The 17,088-nt window shown below is 61.4% G+C and carries 15 protein-coding genes; 1 reads left to right on the top strand and 14 read right to left on the bottom strand.

Going from position 1 to position 17,088, the window contains the following annotated elements:
- Nucleotides 1-26: 26 nt before the first annotated feature.
- The 12 genes from B3N48_RS05610 to B3N48_RS05555 all read right to left on the bottom strand — a co-directional run bounded on the left by B3N48_RS05610 (nucleotide 27) and on the right by B3N48_RS05555 (nucleotide 12,485).
- Nucleotides 27-767 (bottom strand): SDR family oxidoreductase, encoded by a 741-nt coding sequence (locus tag B3N48_RS05610; RefSeq protein ID WP_296180503.1) that lies wholly within the window; start codon nucleotides 765-767, stop codon nucleotides 27-29.
- A 23-nt stretch (nucleotides 768-790) separates the two neighbouring features.
- Nucleotides 791-1,921 (bottom strand): NAD(P)/FAD-dependent oxidoreductase, encoded by a 1,131-nt coding sequence (locus B3N48_RS05605; protein ID WP_296180500.1) that lies wholly within the window; start codon nucleotides 1,919-1,921, stop codon nucleotides 791-793.
- 22 nt (nucleotides 1,922-1,943) lie between these two features.
- Complete coding sequence (locus B3N48_RS05600; RefSeq protein ID WP_296180498.1) at nucleotides 1,944-3,071, bottom strand: NADH:flavin oxidoreductase/NADH oxidase; 1,128 nt, start codon at nucleotides 3,069-3,071, stop codon at nucleotides 1,944-1,946.
- Nucleotides 3,072-3,085: 14 nt separating this feature from the next.
- A complete protein-coding gene (locus tag B3N48_RS05595; protein WP_296180495.1) occupies nucleotides 3,086-4,018 on the bottom strand; it encodes a dihydrodipicolinate synthase family protein in 933 nt (310 codons plus the stop codon).
- Between the two features lie 168 nt (nucleotides 4,019-4,186).
- A complete protein-coding gene (locus B3N48_RS05590) occupies nucleotides 4,187-5,896 on the bottom strand; it encodes an FAD-dependent oxidoreductase (RefSeq protein ID WP_296180492.1) in 1,710 nt (569 codons plus the stop codon).
- A 30-nt stretch (nucleotides 5,897-5,926) separates the two neighbouring features.
- Nucleotides 5,927-6,601 carry an amino acid ABC transporter ATP-binding protein gene (locus B3N48_RS05585; protein WP_256600640.1) on the bottom strand — a complete coding sequence of 225 codons (675 nt, stop codon included), beginning with the start codon at nucleotides 6,599-6,601 and terminating at the stop codon, nucleotides 5,927-5,929.
- Entirely contained in the window at nucleotides 6,585-7,331 is a 747-nt protein-coding gene (locus B3N48_RS05580; RefSeq protein WP_279890439.1) for an amino acid ABC transporter permease, read from the bottom strand. Before B3N48_RS05580 ends, B3N48_RS05585 begins: the two co-directional genes overlap by 17 nt.
- On the bottom strand, nucleotides 7,331-8,005 hold the full coding sequence (locus tag B3N48_RS05575) for an amino acid ABC transporter permease (protein WP_296180475.1): 675 nt from the start codon (nucleotides 8,003-8,005) through the stop codon (nucleotides 7,331-7,333). The genes B3N48_RS05580 and B3N48_RS05575 overlap by 1 nt, the downstream gene beginning before the upstream one ends.
- A 66-nt stretch (nucleotides 8,006-8,071) precedes the next feature.
- Entirely contained in the window at nucleotides 8,072-8,878 is an 807-nt protein-coding gene (locus B3N48_RS05570) for a transporter substrate-binding domain-containing protein (RefSeq protein WP_296180472.1), read from the bottom strand.
- A 140-nt stretch (nucleotides 8,879-9,018) separates the two neighbouring features.
- Nucleotides 9,019-9,786, bottom strand: a complete 768-nt coding sequence (locus B3N48_RS05565; protein ID WP_296180470.1) for an SDR family NAD(P)-dependent oxidoreductase — start codon at nucleotides 9,784-9,786, stop codon at nucleotides 9,019-9,021.
- 387 nt (nucleotides 9,787-10,173) lie between these two features.
- A complete protein-coding gene (locus tag B3N48_RS05560; RefSeq protein WP_296180468.1) occupies nucleotides 10,174-10,968 on the bottom strand; it encodes an IclR family transcriptional regulator domain-containing protein in 795 nt (264 codons plus the stop codon).
- A gap of 62 nt (nucleotides 10,969-11,030) precedes the next feature.
- A complete protein-coding gene (locus B3N48_RS05555) occupies nucleotides 11,031-12,485 on the bottom strand; it encodes an NAD-dependent succinate-semialdehyde dehydrogenase (protein ID WP_296181622.1) in 1,455 nt (484 codons plus the stop codon).
- Nucleotides 12,486-12,602: 117 nt separating this feature from the next.
- Between B3N48_RS05555 and B3N48_RS05550 the strand changes: the two genes are divergently transcribed.
- Nucleotides 12,603-14,006 (top strand): aminotransferase, encoded by a 1,404-nt coding sequence (locus tag B3N48_RS05550; protein ID WP_349677021.1) that lies wholly within the window; start codon nucleotides 12,603-12,605, stop codon nucleotides 14,004-14,006.
- Nucleotides 14,007-14,049: 43 nt separating this feature from the next.
- Here B3N48_RS05550 and gcvPB read toward each other — a convergent pair whose 3' ends face one another.
- Together gcvPB and gcvPA are read right to left on the bottom strand one after the other, a co-directional pair.
- A complete protein-coding gene (gene gcvPB / locus B3N48_RS05545) occupies nucleotides 14,050-15,588 on the bottom strand; it encodes an aminomethyl-transferring glycine dehydrogenase subunit GcvPB (protein WP_296180465.1) in 1,539 nt (512 codons plus the stop codon).
- Entirely contained in the window at nucleotides 15,581-16,990 is a 1,410-nt protein-coding gene (gcvPA, locus tag B3N48_RS05540) for an aminomethyl-transferring glycine dehydrogenase subunit GcvPA (protein ID WP_296180463.1), read from the bottom strand. Before gcvPA ends, gcvPB begins: the two co-directional genes overlap by 8 nt.
- Nucleotides 16,991-17,088 lie beyond the last annotated feature (98 nt).

Here is a 17,088-nt window from a genome sequence, read left to right as displayed (position 1 = left end):
GTCGCAAAGCTGATCACGGTGCGCAGTTAAAGGTGTTCAATCCCGGCATCGACCGGCAGGACGGTGCCTGTGATTCCGCTTGAGGCCGGCGAACACAGGAAAAACGCCGCGTCAGCGACCTCCTCCACCGTGACGAGACGTCGCAAGGCATTGCCATCGGCCATCGACTGCAACGCTTGTTCTTCTGCTTCTGCGCTATGCCCGCTGCGCGCCGACACTCGGGCACGCAACGCCAACGTGGCGACCGGGCCCGGCGCGATGGCATTGACCCGCACGCCATGCGGCCCCAGGTCCCGCGCGGCGGCGCGCATGATGCCGAGCACCGCATGTTTGGACGCGCTGTAGGCCATCTGCTGACCATGGGCAAATCGACCGTTGACCGATGACATCACCAGCGCCACACCCTGGCTGGCTTTCAATGCATCAGCACTGGCCGAGAGGGTGAAGGCGACGCCGCGTACATTGATCGCTTGCGCCCTTTCCCACTCGTCTATGTGAAGCTCGGACGTACTGCGCCACGGGGGCACCCAGCCGGCATTGGCGATGCAAATGTCGAGTCGGCCGCTCTGCGCCAGGATCCGTTCCACGGCCCGACGCAGATCTTTCACCTGCGTGACGTCGCAACCGATGAAGTCCGGGGACTCGTGAGTGCCGTCGCCTGGCAAGTCAGCACAATACACGCGTGCGCCCGCTCGACGGAAACGTTCGGCGAACGCAAGGCCCAAGCCGCCCGCGCCGCCGGTAATCAGGACCACTTTGTCACGCATGGAAACCTCCGAGGCGTCGTTCGTCATTGGCACAGGAACGGCCTGTAATCGATGTCCAGCGGCACGGGTTTGTCCTGCACCAGGCTGGCGATGATTCGGGCAATGATCGGCCCGGCCGTGAACCCCATCCACGGAAAGAAATTCATGAAGAAGCCCGGCGAGCCTGGCACCTCACCCAGGATCGGACGCCAGTCATCGGTGCCATTCACCACCGCGGCCCAGGTCCGGATGACCCGCAGGGGGCCAAGGGCCGGTACGGTTTGCAGCGCCAGGGCCATGTTTTGAGCCAGAGAATCCGGGTCGGTGACCGGATGACCGCGCCCGTGCCAGCGCGCCGGCCACCCGCCGCCAATCAGCACTGAGCCTATGGCGTTCTGTTTGAGGGTCAGTTTTTCCCCCGCCGAGTACACCAGGTGCGGGATCAATGGCCCGGTCTGCTCGGTGACGGCCACCTGAATGGCAAAGCCCTGCACATCGGTATGGATGCCGAGCATCGCGGCGATGCGTCCGGCGTCGGCGCCCGCGGCATTCACGACGCGCCTGGCGATCAGCACCTCATCCGCCAGACTGATGCGGTAGTTGTGTCGACCACGTTCAACCCCGATCACTTCGCAATGACGACGGAATTTCACCCCAAGACGCTTGGCGGCCTCCGCGTAGGCCAGGGTCGCTTTCAAGGGACTCGCCTTGCCCTCGATGGGACAAAATGCCCCACCGAGTACCCGATCCGACAGGTAAGGCGCCAACTCGCGCACGCCACGCTGGTCGAGCACATTGACCTCTAGCCCCTGACTGCGCTCCAGACGCGCCTTGGCTTCGATCTCGCGCAGTTGCTGATCGGTCGTGCCGACCAACAAACCGCCCTTGGTCGACACCTCAAGATCGACCCCCAGCTCGTCCGGCAACGCGTGCCACAGGTCGATAGAGCGGGCCATCAACGCGATGCTCGGCGCGAAACGCTCGGCCCACGCCGAACCCTTGTTCACGAAGGGATCGTGGGGAATCTGAGCATGCAAACTGCCCGCATTCGAGCCGGATGCCTGGGTGTTCAGCTCACTGCGCTCGAGCACCAGCACGTCCACGCCATCCTTGGCCAGATAATAGGCGGTGGCGCACCCCGCCAGCCCTCCACCGATGACAATCACATCGGCCATGGAAAAGTCCCCGGATCGTCACTCATGCGCTCTTCCCCTGTGCACGGGCCTGACGACGCGCGAGAAAAAAACCGTGGGACTGCGGCAGCAATTCATGAGCATCGGTCACTTCCAGCGCGAGGGCAGCGTGATAGGCAAAGCTCGGATCATCCAGCAATGCCCGCCCCAACGCCACCAGATCCGCAGCACCACTGGCGATCACGTCATTGGCCTGCTGCGCCTCGGTAATGAGTCCGACCGCCATGGTCGCGACCCGGGCTTCTGCACGGATTCGCGCTGCATAAGGCACCTGATGCCCTGGGGTTGCCAGCGTCGCGGAACGCGCTACCGGTCCCAGAATCCCACCCGCCGAGCAGTCCACCAGATCAACCCCCTGCTCGGCCAACAGTTGCGCAAGACGCACCGTATCGTCGAGGGTGATGCCGCCCTCGCCGTCATCGACACAGGAAGCGCGATACCACACCGGTGTCTGAGCAGGTATCGCCTCGCGCACGGCGCGCACGACCTCCAGGGCCAGTCGCGCGCGGCCGGCGAAATCGCCGCCGTAAGCGTCACTTCGCCGGTTGGCCAGCGGTGAAAAGAATTCGTGGATCAAATAGCCGTGGGCGCCGTGGATCTCGACGAAATCCAGACCCGCCTCCACGGCGCGGCGTGCGGCCTGAGCGAACGCCGCGACCACCTGCTGGATGTCTTCGATGCTCGCCGCTTCGGGGGTCGGCCAGCCCGAGGTGTGCGCCAGCGCAGAAGGGGCCAGCGTAGGCCAGGCTGGTGTCGGGTCATCGGCGGTCAAGGGGCCGCTGCCGAGCCAGGGCACCGCCGAGCTGCCCTTACGCCCGGCATGGCCCAGTTGCACGCCTAAGGGGATGCCCTGCTGGTGGTACAGCTCCGCGAGGCGACGCATGCCGGGAATCTGCTCATCGCTCCAGAGACCCAGACAGCCGGGGCTGATGCGTCCATCGCGCAGCACCGCCGTGGCTTCAAGCATCGCACCGCCGATCCCGCCCAGTGCGAACCGGGCGTGATGAGCGTAATGCCAGTCATTCACCCGCCCTTCTTCGGCCTGGTATTGGCACATCGGCGACACGATCAGACGGTTGCGAAAGCTCACGCCTCGGCAGTCGAACGGCGTAAACAACGGGGCACGGTTCATGCCGGTTCCTCGTCTTATTTCGCTTGAGTGGCAACGTAGCTGTTGATGTCGTCAAGGATGCTGACAATCCGCGCGCGGCGGTCGATCCCTTCCTGACCCAGGTCGGCGAACTGCGTCAGTGGCGCGCGCACGTCACCCACCGGGTAACCTTGCGACGCTGCCAGCGCCTTGGAATAGCACTGGTGGCCATAGGTCGGATGGCCTTCGGCAATGATGTGATCGAAGCTGCTGATCATCGCCTGGATTTTGCTCGCTTCCTGCAGCTTGCCTTCCACCAGCGCCTCCCACATGCGGGTCGACGCGCGCGGAATGTAGTTGGCGTAAGGGTTGACGTAGCCCACGGCACCCAGCAGGAAACTCTCCACAGGGCGCTCGCCGGCGAACACATTCATCACGCCTTGAGTGCCCTCGACGATGTCGTAGATACGACCGACGTCCATGCTGGCCTCCTTGATGTAACGCACGTTGTCGAAAGCTTTGGTCATGCGGGCCACCAGCGCGGCAGACATGTCGACGTTGGTGGTCACCGGGTTGTTGTAGAGCATGATCGGCAGCGAAGTGGCCTCCGACACCGCCCGGTAGTAATTGAAGATTTCGTCTTCGGTGGGGGTGTAGTAATACGGCGGCGCAATCATGAAACCGTCGGCGCCCAACGCCTCGGCCTCGCGGGTGTAGCGCACGGCATTGGGGGTGTAGGCGTTCATCGTCCCGACCAGCACGTCAATGCGGCCGTTGACCAGCTTCACTGTGGTTTCGATGTATTGCGTGCGCTCGTCATCGGAGATGGTCAGAAATTCGCCGGTGGTGCCGAGAATGATAATGCCTGGCGAGCCGGATTCGATTTGCCATTCGATGAACGCGGCCAGCGCCTTGTAGTCGATCTGGCTGCCATCGGGGGTGAAGGGCGTCACAGTAACGCCATAGCTGCCGCGAAATTCCTTACTCATGCTTGACTCCAACTGTCGTACGAATGTGCGCGGACGCGGTATGCATCCACGATTTTTGTGTCACGAATGACGGTTTTCAGGGCTGATTTGGCCCCAATCGCTTTATTCGAAGCGGCCGAATCCCGACACCTGCAAAACGGTGTTACACAGGCGAACGCAGGTTCGCGGTTAAGTGATTTCAGTCTTTTCCAGTGCGCCGGCGAGCTCCGCAATGGTTACAGGCTTGACCGGTAGTCGAGGGGCGAACCCGGACAGCTCCGAGCGCTGCGCCCCGGTCATGGCGCACACCTGTTCATCCAGCGAGGCCGCGCAATAACGGCCCTGACAGCGCCCCATGCCGATTCGCGTGTGGCGCTTGATGGCACCGACGGTGCTGATCCCGTCGTCCAATGCCTGTTGCAGCGTCGCGAAACTGACTTCTTCGCAGCGACAGATCAGGCGCTGCGCATCAGCCGTCGAGTCGATGGCGGGAGGGCGGACGTCGGCCTGATACAAGGTCCACAACGCCTTCTGAAACGCCCGCTGGCGTCTGAGCTCGGCGTCTGCGGCGTCAGCACTGTCACGCAGTTCGTCACAAGGCTGATAGCCGCATTGGCTGGCCGCGTTCAAGCCCACCAAGTGCCCCTCCGCCAAGGCGGCCTTGGCTCCGCCAATCCCTGTGCAATCACCCAAGGCAAACACCCCGGCAATATCCGTTTCGCCTCGTGCGTTACGCCGGGTCACCAATTGCCGGCGGGTCGCGTCGTAATCGTGGCTGCAGCCCAAGGCGCGCAATAATTCGTTAGCCGGTTCAAACCCATAGCCGAGGCACACGCAATCGACTTCGAAACGTTCCGGCAGCGCCTTGCCGTCTGCATCACACAGGCTGACCTGCAACGTTTCGCCGTGGGCCTCGATGCCCGCCACCCTCGCTCGGTGGATCATCCGGCCAGTGCTGCGGGCTAACGACCAGCGATAACGCAGCCCGTCCAGCACTAAGCCTGGCGCTGACGTTGTCATGCGCAGCAGACTGGACAGCGTCGACAACCCTGGTGGCTTCGCAGCCTCGACCACCGCCACCACCGTCGCGCCCCCTGCACGCAGCTCGGCCGCCAATTGCAGATTGAGCGGGCCGTTCCCGGCGATGAGCACGCGTCGCCCCGGCAAACGTCGCGCAGTACGCCAGAGCGTTTGCGCAGCGCCGGTGGTCATCACCCCCGGCAGCGTCCAGCCGGGTACGTGCCAGGCGCGCTCGTAGGCACCTGTGGCGATGATCGTCGTCCGTGGCTTCCAGCGCTGAGTGTGGCCGTTGATCGCCACCCCGTATTCGCCGGGCTCGAATGCGCCCCAGACCAACGCATCGCCGATCATGTCCACGCCCGCCTCCCGCACCCGGGCAATCAATTCAGCGCCCTGCCGATGCTGCCGGTCCGGGGGCTGGATGTCAGGGCCGCTGACGCTCAGCTGCTTGTAATACTGGCCGCCGGCCAAGCTGCGTTCGTCCAGCACCACCACCGTGGCGCCGGCCTGTCGCGCGCTCAGCGCGGCGGATAAACCACCCGGCCCGGCACCAATCACCAGCACATCAGGGGCGTGAACCTCCATGGGTTCGATCAACACAGCCTGCGCGACGTCCAGTGGCAACACAGCCTGGCCGATACTGCGTCGCACGCTGATCGGCGCCACGACTTTGGTCATGCAGGCACGCTGGTTCGGACGGCCGTCGATGTCCACCAGACATTCCTGACACACGCCCATGCCACAAAAGATCCCCCGGCAGGCGCCGCTACGCGTCTCGCGGAAATGCTTCACGCCGCCCGCAATCAACGCAGCAGCCAGCGACTCGCCGGCGCGTGCGGTGTATTCGGTGCCTTCGAAGGTGACTGCAATGTTTGTCATGCCGCTTCTTCTCTGCCTTCGATGAACATCTCAGTGGCGCAGGATTTTGCCCACGAATTCCCGGGTGCGGGCTTCGACCGGCGCCTCGAAAATCTGCTGCGGTGTACCGATTTCCACCACCTGTCCCTTGTCCATCATCACGATCCGTGTCGAGACTTCGCGCACGAACGACATCTCGTGAGAGACCAGCAACATGGTGATGCCCTCCTTCGCCAGCCCGCGCACCGTGTCGAGCACTTCGTTGACCAGCTCCGGGTCCAGTGCGGCCGTGACTTCGTCCAGCAACAGGATTTGCGGACGCAACGCCAATGCCCGGGCAATCGCGACACGCTGTTGCTGGCCGCCGGACAACTCATCCGGGTACGCGTGGTATTTCTCGCCCAGGCCCACTTTGTTCAACAAGGCCTTGGCCTCTACCTCGACTTCAGCGCGAGGGCGCTTCTTGATCTTGGTCGGTGCGACGGTCACGTTGCGCAGCACGTCCATGTTCTGGAACAGGTTGTACTGCTGGAAGACGATGGCCATTTTGTCTCGGGCGGCGCGCAGGCTGCTTTTCGACACATAGTCCAGCGGTTCTTCGTCGATCAGCACTTGCCCCGCCGTGGGCGGCAGCAAGCCCATCAGTACCCGCAACAGCGTGCTTTTGCCGGAGCCGGACGGTCCGATCAGGCTGATGACTTCGCCGCGATCAACCGACAAGCTCACGTTTTGCAGGACCGGAATGTGCGCGTACGCGCTCGACAGATTTACGACGTTGAGGTGAGCCAAGACGTTTCTCCAGATAAGCGCCAAATTTACTGAGCGGATAAGACAGAGCGAAATAAGCAGCGAGGACGACCCCGTACACCAGGAAGGGCGAGAAACCACGGTTCATCAGCACCTTGCCGGTGAACGTCAGTTCAACGACGCCCATCTGCGATGCCAGCGACGTGTCCTTGATGAACATCACCATGAAGGCGAAGGCTGGCGGCAGAATGACCTTCCACGACTGCGGGAGCAGCACCATGAACAGCGTGCGACTGAACCCGAAGTTCATCACTTGGGCCGCCTCCAGTTGCTGCCGAGGAACCGACTCAAGCCCCGCCCGGATGATCTCCGAAAGGAACGCGGTGGCTACCAGGCAGATCGAGACCGTGGCAATGGTCGACAGCGAAATGTTCGAGCCCAGGCCTTGGGAGGCGTACATGACGATGAACAGAATGACCAGAAACGGGATGCGCCGGAACACTTCGACATACACCGTCACGGCCAGTCGCAACAGCATCAGCCACTGACTGGTGGTGCTACGGATCACAGTGATAACGAAGCCGCAAAGGGCGCCGACGGTGCAGCCGATCACGGTCATCATCAAGGTACGGCCCATGGCTTCGAGGACGAAGACCAGGGTGTACCAGGTGAAGAAGCGTGGGGCTTGGGAAATGATCAGATCGAGCATCAGAACACCTTGATTTTTGCGCGGAACAGGTGACGGCCAACCAGCCCCAACGCGATCGAAGCCACGAAGGTCAATGCCACATAGATCGCCGCCACGACAGAGAAGGTTTCAATGGTGCGCAGGTTGGCGGTCGAGATGTTGATCGCCCGACCGGTCAATTCCTCGACCCCGAAAATCGCGCCGATGGAACTGCCCAGCACCAACCAGACGAAGAAGTTGCACAGCGGCGCATAGATGGTCTTGGCAATGTGCGGGAGGATGACGTAGCGCACGGTCTGCAATCCGGACATCCCCAGGGTGACGGCGGTTTCGATTTCCGCCTTGCGCACCGACTCGACGCCGGAGCGCAGAATGTCCGTCAGGTAGGCACCGGAATTGAGCGTCAGGCCGATCAACACAGCGGTCATCGGTTCCAGCACGATGCCGACATCGGGCAAGGCATAGAACAGGAAGAAAATCTGCACCAGCGCCGGGGTATTGGTGAACAGCGTGATGTACACGCTGACCAGCCCGCGCAGCAGGCGTCCGCCATGCATTTTGGCCATGGCACCGGCCAGGCCAATGGCCGCGCCGAGCCAGAACGATACGAAGGCGATTTCCAGGGTGAACAGTGCGCCCTTCAACAGATAGGGCAGGTTCTGGATCACGTTGGAGAACTGAAAGGTGTAGTCCACGAGGCTAATCCGTCTTTTTTGCCGTCCCCGGCGCAGCCGTTCCGGTGCGCTGGGGCGCTGCGAGGGTTAGAAGTACGGGGTGGCGGCCACTGGCGAGAGCATCGGTGCGCCGTATGCTTTCTGCCAGGTGGCATTGATGAAGCCACTGCTGTGCATTTCGTACAGCACCACGTTCAGGTAATCCTTGAGGCCGGTGCTGTTCTTCGCCACGCCAATGCAGTCATACCCGACGGAAATCGGATCTTTCAGCACGCGCCATTTCACGTCCGGGTAGTTCTTGGTGAAGTTCATGAAGAAGTCGATGTTCTCGACGATGGCATCGCCACGACCCTGGGCCACTGCGCGTACGGTGTCGGCGATCGTCTCGACCAACAGAACGTTGGCCTTGGGCAGTTCTTTCTTGAGGTAGTCCACGGACCAGTTGCCGCGCATGTTGACCAGCTTCACGTCAGGGCTGTCGAGCTGCTTCCAGTTATCGGCCTTGAGCTTGTCGGTGGTCAGCACGGCCATGGATTCGGTGTGCAGCGGCACGGTGAAGTCGATCAGCTTGGCGCGCTCGGAGTTACGCGTCAGGGCGCCGAGGGAAATGTCGATCCGGTCCGACTGCAGGAACGGCACACGCTGCGCGCTCTCGGTGGGGACGAATTCGACTTTGACATTGAGATTGCGGGCGATTTCATTGGCCGCGTCGATGTCGAAACCGACCATTTGGTTCTGGTCGTTGTACGAGCTCATCGGCGGGAAATTCGGGTTGACTCCGACCCTCAGGGTGCCGCTCTGGATGATCGAATCCAGACTGCGCGCTTGCACAGCGCCCGAGGTCGCTGCCGCCACAACAGCCAGCGAGAGAATGACAGCCTTCAATTTCAGCATGTGAAACTCCTGATTGGGATGACAAGCGACACCAGCACATGCTGGCATCTCAATGTCTGACGTCGCTGCATCTATGTCAATAAAATTATGCGCTATACGAACAAAATACGTCAGAGCGCACATATTCACGTCAGCTTTATTCAACGTACGTAACTGGCGCCGTTTACATCCAACGTGGCGCCGCTGAGGTGCCTGGAGCGCCCGCTGGCCAGGAACGCGACCAGCGCGGCGATATCGCCCGGCGGCACCCATTCGCCCATGGCCAGCTGTGCCGTGACACCTTCCTCGCCCCCTTGGGTCTGGGCGAACGACTCGGACATCTGCGTGCGCACGACACCGGGCGCCACGATGTAAGCGAGGATTCCCTCCTTGGCGTAGGCCCGTGCCACTGTTTGGGTCATCGAGCGCACGGCCGCTTTTGAGGCGGCATAGGCAATCGTGTCCGGGTTGGTCACGCCACGCTGCGCCGCCCAGCTGGAAATGGTGATCAGAATGCCGCCTCCTTCCGCCTGGAAATGCTTGACCGCGCGCCGGATCAATCGCGCCGGCGCGAGCACATTCACGCTCAGGGTTTCATCCCACACGCTGTCCCACGTGTCGTCGTCGCTGGCAAAACCACCGTTCCAGCGCATGATGGCGGCATTGTTCACGAACCCGTCGATACGGCCTTGCCAGGCTTGGGCGTGATCCCAGAGCTGTTCCACGGCAGCCAGATCATGCAGATCGGCCTGCAAAAAAAGCTTGTCTGCGTCTGCCACGTCGGCCAGTGCCTGTTCAGCACCCTCGCGGTCTGCGCCGTAATGGGCGATGACTCGCGCGCCCGCTTCGCCCAAGGCGGCGGCAATCGCGGCACCAATCCCTTTGGATGCGCCCGTGACAAGCAACGTCTTACCTTTCAGGTCAAACATTGAAGACTCCATGAAGAGACCGCTGCATTGATCAGGCCAATGCGCAGGCCAACGTCGTCAGATCGCTTGAGCGATCCTTGAAATGAAAGTGGGGTGACGCGCCTTGCGAACTGCTGGCTGGCGTCGAGACAGTGCCCCAGAGGGCGGAAGGAACCGCAGGCCGAATGCGCTGCGCGGGATATGCGTCATGTGCTGAGTGCATCAGTGAAACTCCATCGTTTGCTATTTTCTTTGTTTTCGATGTAGCGCCTAAGGTATCGCACAAATGTGCGCACTGCAAACTATTGTGCGCGGTTTTTACTGTTCTCACTTTTGTTTCACAAAAATGCGGGCGAAAAAAAACGCGCCCAATCCGCTGATTGAGGCGCGTCCGGAATGTTTGAAGCGTCAGCCTTGCAGGGCTTGGGTGATGTTCTTCGACGCTTCGAGCAATTCGCTCAGGATCCGGGTGCTCATGTCTTGCAAGGTGACGCGGTCCGTCGGACAAGGGACGTTGAGGGCTGCGACCACGCGCCCTTCCCGGTCGCGGACCGGCACCGAAATCGAGCGCAGGCTGATCTCCAGTTCCTGGTCGACGATCGACCAGCCCCTGAGCCGGGTTTCATTGATCAGTTCTCGCAGCTTCACCTTGGAGGTCACGGTGTGCTGAGTGAATTTGGTCAACGTGGCTTTATCGAGGTATTCCTGCAACTCCGATTCCGGTAACGCGGCAAGCAGCACCCGTCCGGTGGATACGCTATGGGCGGGCGAACGGCTACCAATCGAGATGCTGATGTTGACGACGCGCGTGGAGTTGGCGCGTGCCACGTAAATGACCGAGTCACCATCGAGTACCGCTGCAAAACAGGACTCCTGGAGACGATCGGACAACGCGCTCATGATGGGCTGCGCGACGTCCCAGATGTTCATTGAGGACAACGCGGAAAAGCCGATTTCAAGAATTTTGGGTTTGAGGCTGAAGTACTTGCCATCGCTCTCGGCGTACCCCTCACGCACCAACGTGAGCAGGAAACGCCGGGCGGTTGCCCGACTCATGCCGCTGGCCTCTGCCACCTCGCTCAAGGTTCGCCTGGGCGTGTGACGGGTGAAGGTCTTGATGACCTCGAGGCCGCGCGCGAAAGAACCCACATAATCGCGATCACGGTTTTCAAGGTCGTCGATAGAAGATTCTGAATCGAGCATTTTTTGACACCATGGTTGGAAAATTCTGTGCGACGAGCGCACAGATGTTTGGGCGGAATATATCAGCTCACCTGAGCAACGCATACGTATTTTAGCTCGGTGAATTCTTCGATGGCGTGATGTGAGCCTTCGCGGCCGATGCCTGAAGACTTGACGCCGCCAAACGGCGCACCTTCATATGACGTCGCACCCGTGTTCACGCCAACGATCCCGACCTCCAGGGCCTCGCTGACCCGCCATACCCGTGCGTTGTCCCGGGTGAAGAAATACGCTGCCAGGCCAAATTCGGTGTCATTGGCGGCGGCGATGACTTCGGCTTCAGTGTCGAAGCGGAACACGGGCGCTACAGGGCCGAAGGTTTCTTCCACAGCGATGCGCATGTCAGCGGTCACATCGGCCAGCACCGTCGGCTCGTAAAACGTCTGTCCGAGGGCGTGCCGACGACCACCGGTGACCACGCGCGCCCCCAGTGCCAGCGCGTTATCAATATGCTCCTGCACTTTGAGCACCGCCGCTTCATCGATCAACGGCCCCTGCTGAACGCCCGGTGCCTGACCATCCCCGACCTTGAGGGCAGCGACGGCTGCAGCGAAGCGCTCGACGAAACGATCATGAATGGCGCTCTGCACGTAGATGCGGTTCGCGCAAACGCACGTCTGGCCCATGTTGCGGAATTTGGAGGCCATGGCGCCATTCACCGCAACGTCGATGTCCGCATCATCGAAAATGATCAGCGGCGCATTGCCGCCCAGCTCCAAGGCCACTTTTTTGATGGTTCCTGCCGCCTTGGCCATCAGTGAACGACCGACTTCCGTGGACCCGGTGAAGGTCACTTTACGCACCAGCGGATGAGTGGAAAGCTCATCGCCCACCTCCCCGGCTGCCCCTGTGACGACGCTGAATACCCCGGCTGGCAAACCGGCGCGCTGGCCGAGTTCGGCCAATGCCAGGGCTGAAAAAGGGGTGGCACTGGCTGGCTTGAGCACCATGCTGCAACCGGCGGCGATGGCTGGACCTGCCTTGCGCGGAATCATCGCCATAGGGAAATTCCACGGGGTGATCGCCGCGCAGACGCCGATAGGCTGACGCAGTACCAACAGGCGCTGGCCCGGTTGGGCGGCGGGCAGCACTTCGCCGTAAACGCGCTTGGCTTCCTCGGCAAACCATTCAAAAAACGCGGCGCCGTAGAGAATCTCGCCTTTCGCTTCGGCCAGCGGCTTGCCCTGTTCGGCGGTGAGGATCAGCGCCAGATCATCAGCGTTTTCCACGATCAGGTCGTACCAGCGCTTGACCACTTTCGCCCGATCGCCCGCCGAACGCGCGGCCCACAGTCGGTACGCTTTCTCTGCGCCTTCGACGGCCTCGACAGTTTCCTTGCGGCCAGCCTTGGGCACCCTTCCTACCAACTCGCCGGTACTGGGATTGGTCACTTCAATCCAGCCGCAACCCTCGGGTACGGACCATTCGCCGTTAACGAAGATCGCCTGCTTGAGCAATGAAGGGTCTTTCAGATTCAGCATGATTTGTTTCCTCGATGCGGATTTATGGTGCTACATTGTTGTTCGCGCTTCGCCCATATCAACGCAATGCGCACAAATTATCAACTGGAAAACACGCACGATTCAGGAGAAACCATGGATTCAATGACGCCATCGACCGATCTGCATGACCTGGACCGGCGCTATGCATTGCACCCTTTCACCGCTTTGGCCGAGCACGAGCGCAACGGTCCGTTGGTGATGACCAAGGGCGAAGGGGTTTGGCTGGAGGACACCGCCGGACGTCGTTACATCGATTCCATGGCAGGCCTGTGGTGCGTGAATGTCGGCTATGGTCGCCGGGAGATCGCGGACACGCTGCATGCCCAGGCCCTGCGCCTGCCCTACTACCACTCGTTCTCGTCGATGGCCACTGACACCCCGATCTTGCTGGCGGAAAAGCTGATCCAGATGTCGCCGGTGCCCATGTCAAAAGTGTTCTTCGGCAACTCGGGCTCCGACGCCAACGACACTCAGGTCAAACTGGTCTGGTATTACAACAACGCCCGCGGGTTGCCGCAGAAAAAGAAAATCATCGCGCGTCAGCGGGGCTACCACGGCGTGACAGTGGTCGCCGCCGGTCTGACAGGGCTGCCGGGCATGCACGCCGGTTTCGACCTGCCGCTGCCATTCGTTCGCCACACCACGGCGCCGCACCGTCTGTGGCAGGCCGAGCCCGGACAAAGCGATGCCGCCTTCGTGGCGCGGCTGGCCGCGGATCTGGAAAACCTCATCCTCGCCGAAGGCCCCGAGACCGTCGCCGCAATGATCATGGAACCGGTCATGGGCGCTGGCGGCGTGATCGTGCCACCCGCGGGTTACTACGCGGCCATTCAGGCGGTTCTCGATAAATATGACGTGCTGCTCATTGCCGATGAAGTCATCTGCGGTTTTGGTCGGTTGGGCACTCAATTCGGCAGCGAAAAAATGGGCATGCGGCCGGATTTGATGACCGTCGCGAAAGGCATTACCTCCGCCTACGTACCATTGTCGGCGTGCATCGTGTCCGAGAAAATCTGGCAAGGCCTGCTTCAAGGGGGCGAGCGGTATGGCGCATTCGCTCATGGCTACACCTACAGCGCTCACCCGCTGGCAGCCGCCGTCGCACTGACCAATCTGCAAATCATCGAAGATGAAAATCTGGTGGCGCAGGCCGGCGCGCGGGGCGACGTCATGCACCGTTTGCTGCGCGAAACCTTTGCCGACCATCCTGCCGTGGGCGAGATTCGCGGCGTCGGCTTGATGGGTGCGGTGGAGTTCGTGGCTGCACGCGATCCGGCGACCCCGTTTGACCCCGCGCTGAAAGTCGCGCCGCGCATCGCCAAGGCGGCTCTTCAAGAGGGCCTGATCACCCGGGCACTGCCGCAGGGCGATTCGATCTCCTTCTCGCCGCCGTTCGTCATCAGCGAGGATGAAATCGCCGAGATGGTCGCCCGTGCACGCCGCGCCGTGGACACAGTGTTCACTCAGTTACACGCCGAAGGTCACTGGAAAGGCTGATTCCTCTGGGGCCGCCGACGCACAGTGCGTCGGCGGCTTCGCTTCATTGCGGCGTGAGGTGCTTGCGGGTGTACGCCCGCCAGGTCGTGGCCCACTGCGCCGGATCTTCGAGCGGCCCGCTATTGAGCCGTCCGATTACGTGGTTGTGCGGTGCCGTTCTCACAAGCTGCGGATCGTCGTAGGCTTCCTGACAAACCTTGGCCAATACCGCAATCCAGTAATCGATGTCTTCCTTCGACCACATCTCCCCGGCTTCCGGGGTGAACGGCTGCGGAATGATCCAGGGTTCATGGGCCAGCCAGAACGCGTCGACGCCGTAGTCGACCATGCGATTCTGCACGTCATACGCGCTGACGCCGGTTTCCCGCTCCAGCACTTCAAGGCTGTAGCGAGTCATCTCCAGGCGCCACGCCGTGAGGTGCGGATGGGAGCACGTGACCCCGCGAATCTGTGCCAGCTTGCGCCCCATGTAGTTGTTGGCCAGCACTGACAGGTCAGACGCCTCGGCAATCCCGTCGGCCCCCATGGCGCGCACCCAGGCATAGGCTTTGATCATCTGCGGCAAATTACCGAGAAACTCGCGAACCCGACCAATGCCGCTGTCGCTGCCCGGTTGCAGGCGAAACGCCCCTTCCTCTTGCGTCAGTAACGGCCCGGGCAGATAGGGAACCAACGCCTCGCTGCAGCCGTAGGCGCCGACCGCAGGTCCGCCACCGCCCTTGGGCGCACCGAAGGTCTTGTGCAGCATGAACATGCAGGCGTCGAATCCCAAATCCCGCGCCCGGATCTTGCTCATCACCCCGTTGAAGTTGGCGTGGTCGTAGAAGCACAAGCCCCCCGCCGCTTTCACCACTTTCACCCACTCGGCAATGTCCGGGTTGTAGATGCCCATGTCGTCCGGGTTATTGATCATCAGCGCGGCGGTGCGTGGCGACACGGCTGCCTTGAGGGCCTCAAGAGACGGGTAACCGTTGGCTTCCAGCGGCAGTGTGATGATCTTGAAACCGGCCGTCGCTGCCGTTGCAGGGTTACAGGGGTGAGACTGGATCGAGGTGATGATCTCGTCCCGCGTCTCGAGCTCGCCGCGTGCGGCGTGGTAGGCCCGGGTCACGCAGACATGAAGGAAGGCCGCATCCGCTCCGCCCGCCGCCTGGAACACAAAGCGGTCCATGCCCGATAACGCCCTCAGGTTCAGATCCAGATCGTGCATGATCTGCAGCGAGCCCTGCAGCGTCGTATCCGGTTGACGGGGGTGTAGCTGGGCCACCTCATCGCGGGCGGTGATCGCTTCATTGACCCGCGCGTTGTATTTCATGGTGCAGGTGCCGAACAGTGAAATCCCCATCATGCCCAGCGTCTGCTGCGACAGGTGCAGGTAATGACGCAGCACATCCGGCTCGGACATTTCCGGCAACTCCGGTGCCACGGCGCGGCGCATGGCCGTTGGGATCGCGCTCAGCTCGCCGGGCACCCGCGGGGCGGGAAACACCACGCCCCGACGCCCTGGTCGAGACAGCGTCATCACCACCGGCTCGTCCCACACCGCCCCTTGATAACGCCGCAAAGTCACCGATTCAGTCATGTGTGAGTACCTCATGAAGGGCTTTGACCAGACGCTCGATATCGTCGTCCTGGTGTAATTCAGTCACGCAATACAACGCGCATTGTCCAAGTGCCGGAAATTCCTGGCTCAAGTCATGCCCGCCAAAAATGCCTCGGGACAGCAAACCCTGATTGATGGCCGCGACGCTCAGGCCGCTGGCGCTGAAATCGACCACGAATTCTTTGAAGAAGTTGTCGCCATGCCGGACGCTGACGCCGGGCAATTCGTTCAACCGGCGGGCCGCGAGGTGGGCCTGAGCGAAGATCAACTCGCCGACATCGACGAACCCCTGAGGTCCCATCAGTGACATGTAGACCGCGTTGGCGATGGCCCACAAATAGACGGAATTACCGGTCCAGTCTTTGCCGTTTTCCCGAAGGCCGTACGAAGACTGTTCGGCGAGCGAAAGGCCGAAACCGATCTCCCCCGGGCGCAGGGTGGTGGTCGCGCTGATCAACAGCGTCGGGTATTCGCGGGCGTAACGTTCCTCGTCACGGGTGGCGATGAAACCGCCGAGGCCGCCCCCGCCATACATGGGAATGCCCAGGGTCTGGATGGTGCCGACAACGATATCCGCACCGTACTCCGGCGGTGGCGCCAGTATCCCCAGCGATAAGGGGTCTACACCCACCACGAACTCTGCGCCAGCCGCGTGGGCCAATTCGCCGATGCGGGTTGCGCCGCCATCGATCAAGCCGAAATAGTCAGGGGTTTCCAGGTACACCGCAGACACGTGGCTGCCCAGTTTGCGTTCGAGGTCTTGCAGGTCCATGGCGCCAGTGACGGGATCGGCGGCGACGAATTCCAAGGTCAGTTCGTTGGCCATATTGGGTTCGCAATAGTTGCGAATCACCGCCAGCCGCTCCGGATCGATGATCTGAGGCAACAACACCGTGTTGCGCTGATTCAGACGCGACGCCATGCGCAACGCATGCCCGGCCGCGCAGCCCCAGCTGTACACCGGCAGGCCTACGTACTCGCACCCCACCAGCTCCCCCAACTGACTGCTGAATTCAAACCAGGCCTGACAACGCCCCTGGTCCGAAGATGGCGTGCCCCATACCGACGTCAGAAATTCGCTGCGGCCTGTGATCTCGCTGCAAATCGCCGGCACATGATGCTGCCAGCACCCGCCGCCCAAAAAGCTCAGCGTGTTGCCACAGTGTCGGTTGCGGCCAAGGGTTTCACGCAAGTGGCGACTGAGGGACATTTCCGACCGCAGGGCGCCCATAAGTTCGGGTTTTTCTTTTGATCGATGCGCATCAGGGATCTGCTCGAAAAGCGCTTCGATATGGTCGACGCCTAGAAAATCGAGCATTTCCTGCTTGATATCCGGCAGCGCGTTGGCCATGAACGGGTGTGCAGAGCTGGGTTGACTCATTTCGCCTCCAGACGCAATATTGGGTATATGCGAACTTAAGTTTGCAATGCGCACAATCTACGTCGCATCGCAAATGCCCGCAACTGCTCAATGGTCTG

Source organism: Pseudomonas sp. UBA1879 (genome assembly GCF_002338065.1).
Lineage (GTDB): Bacteria > Pseudomonadota > Gammaproteobacteria > Pseudomonadales > Pseudomonadaceae > Aquipseudomonas.
This window is presented reverse-complemented; position numbering and strand designations above follow the sequence as displayed.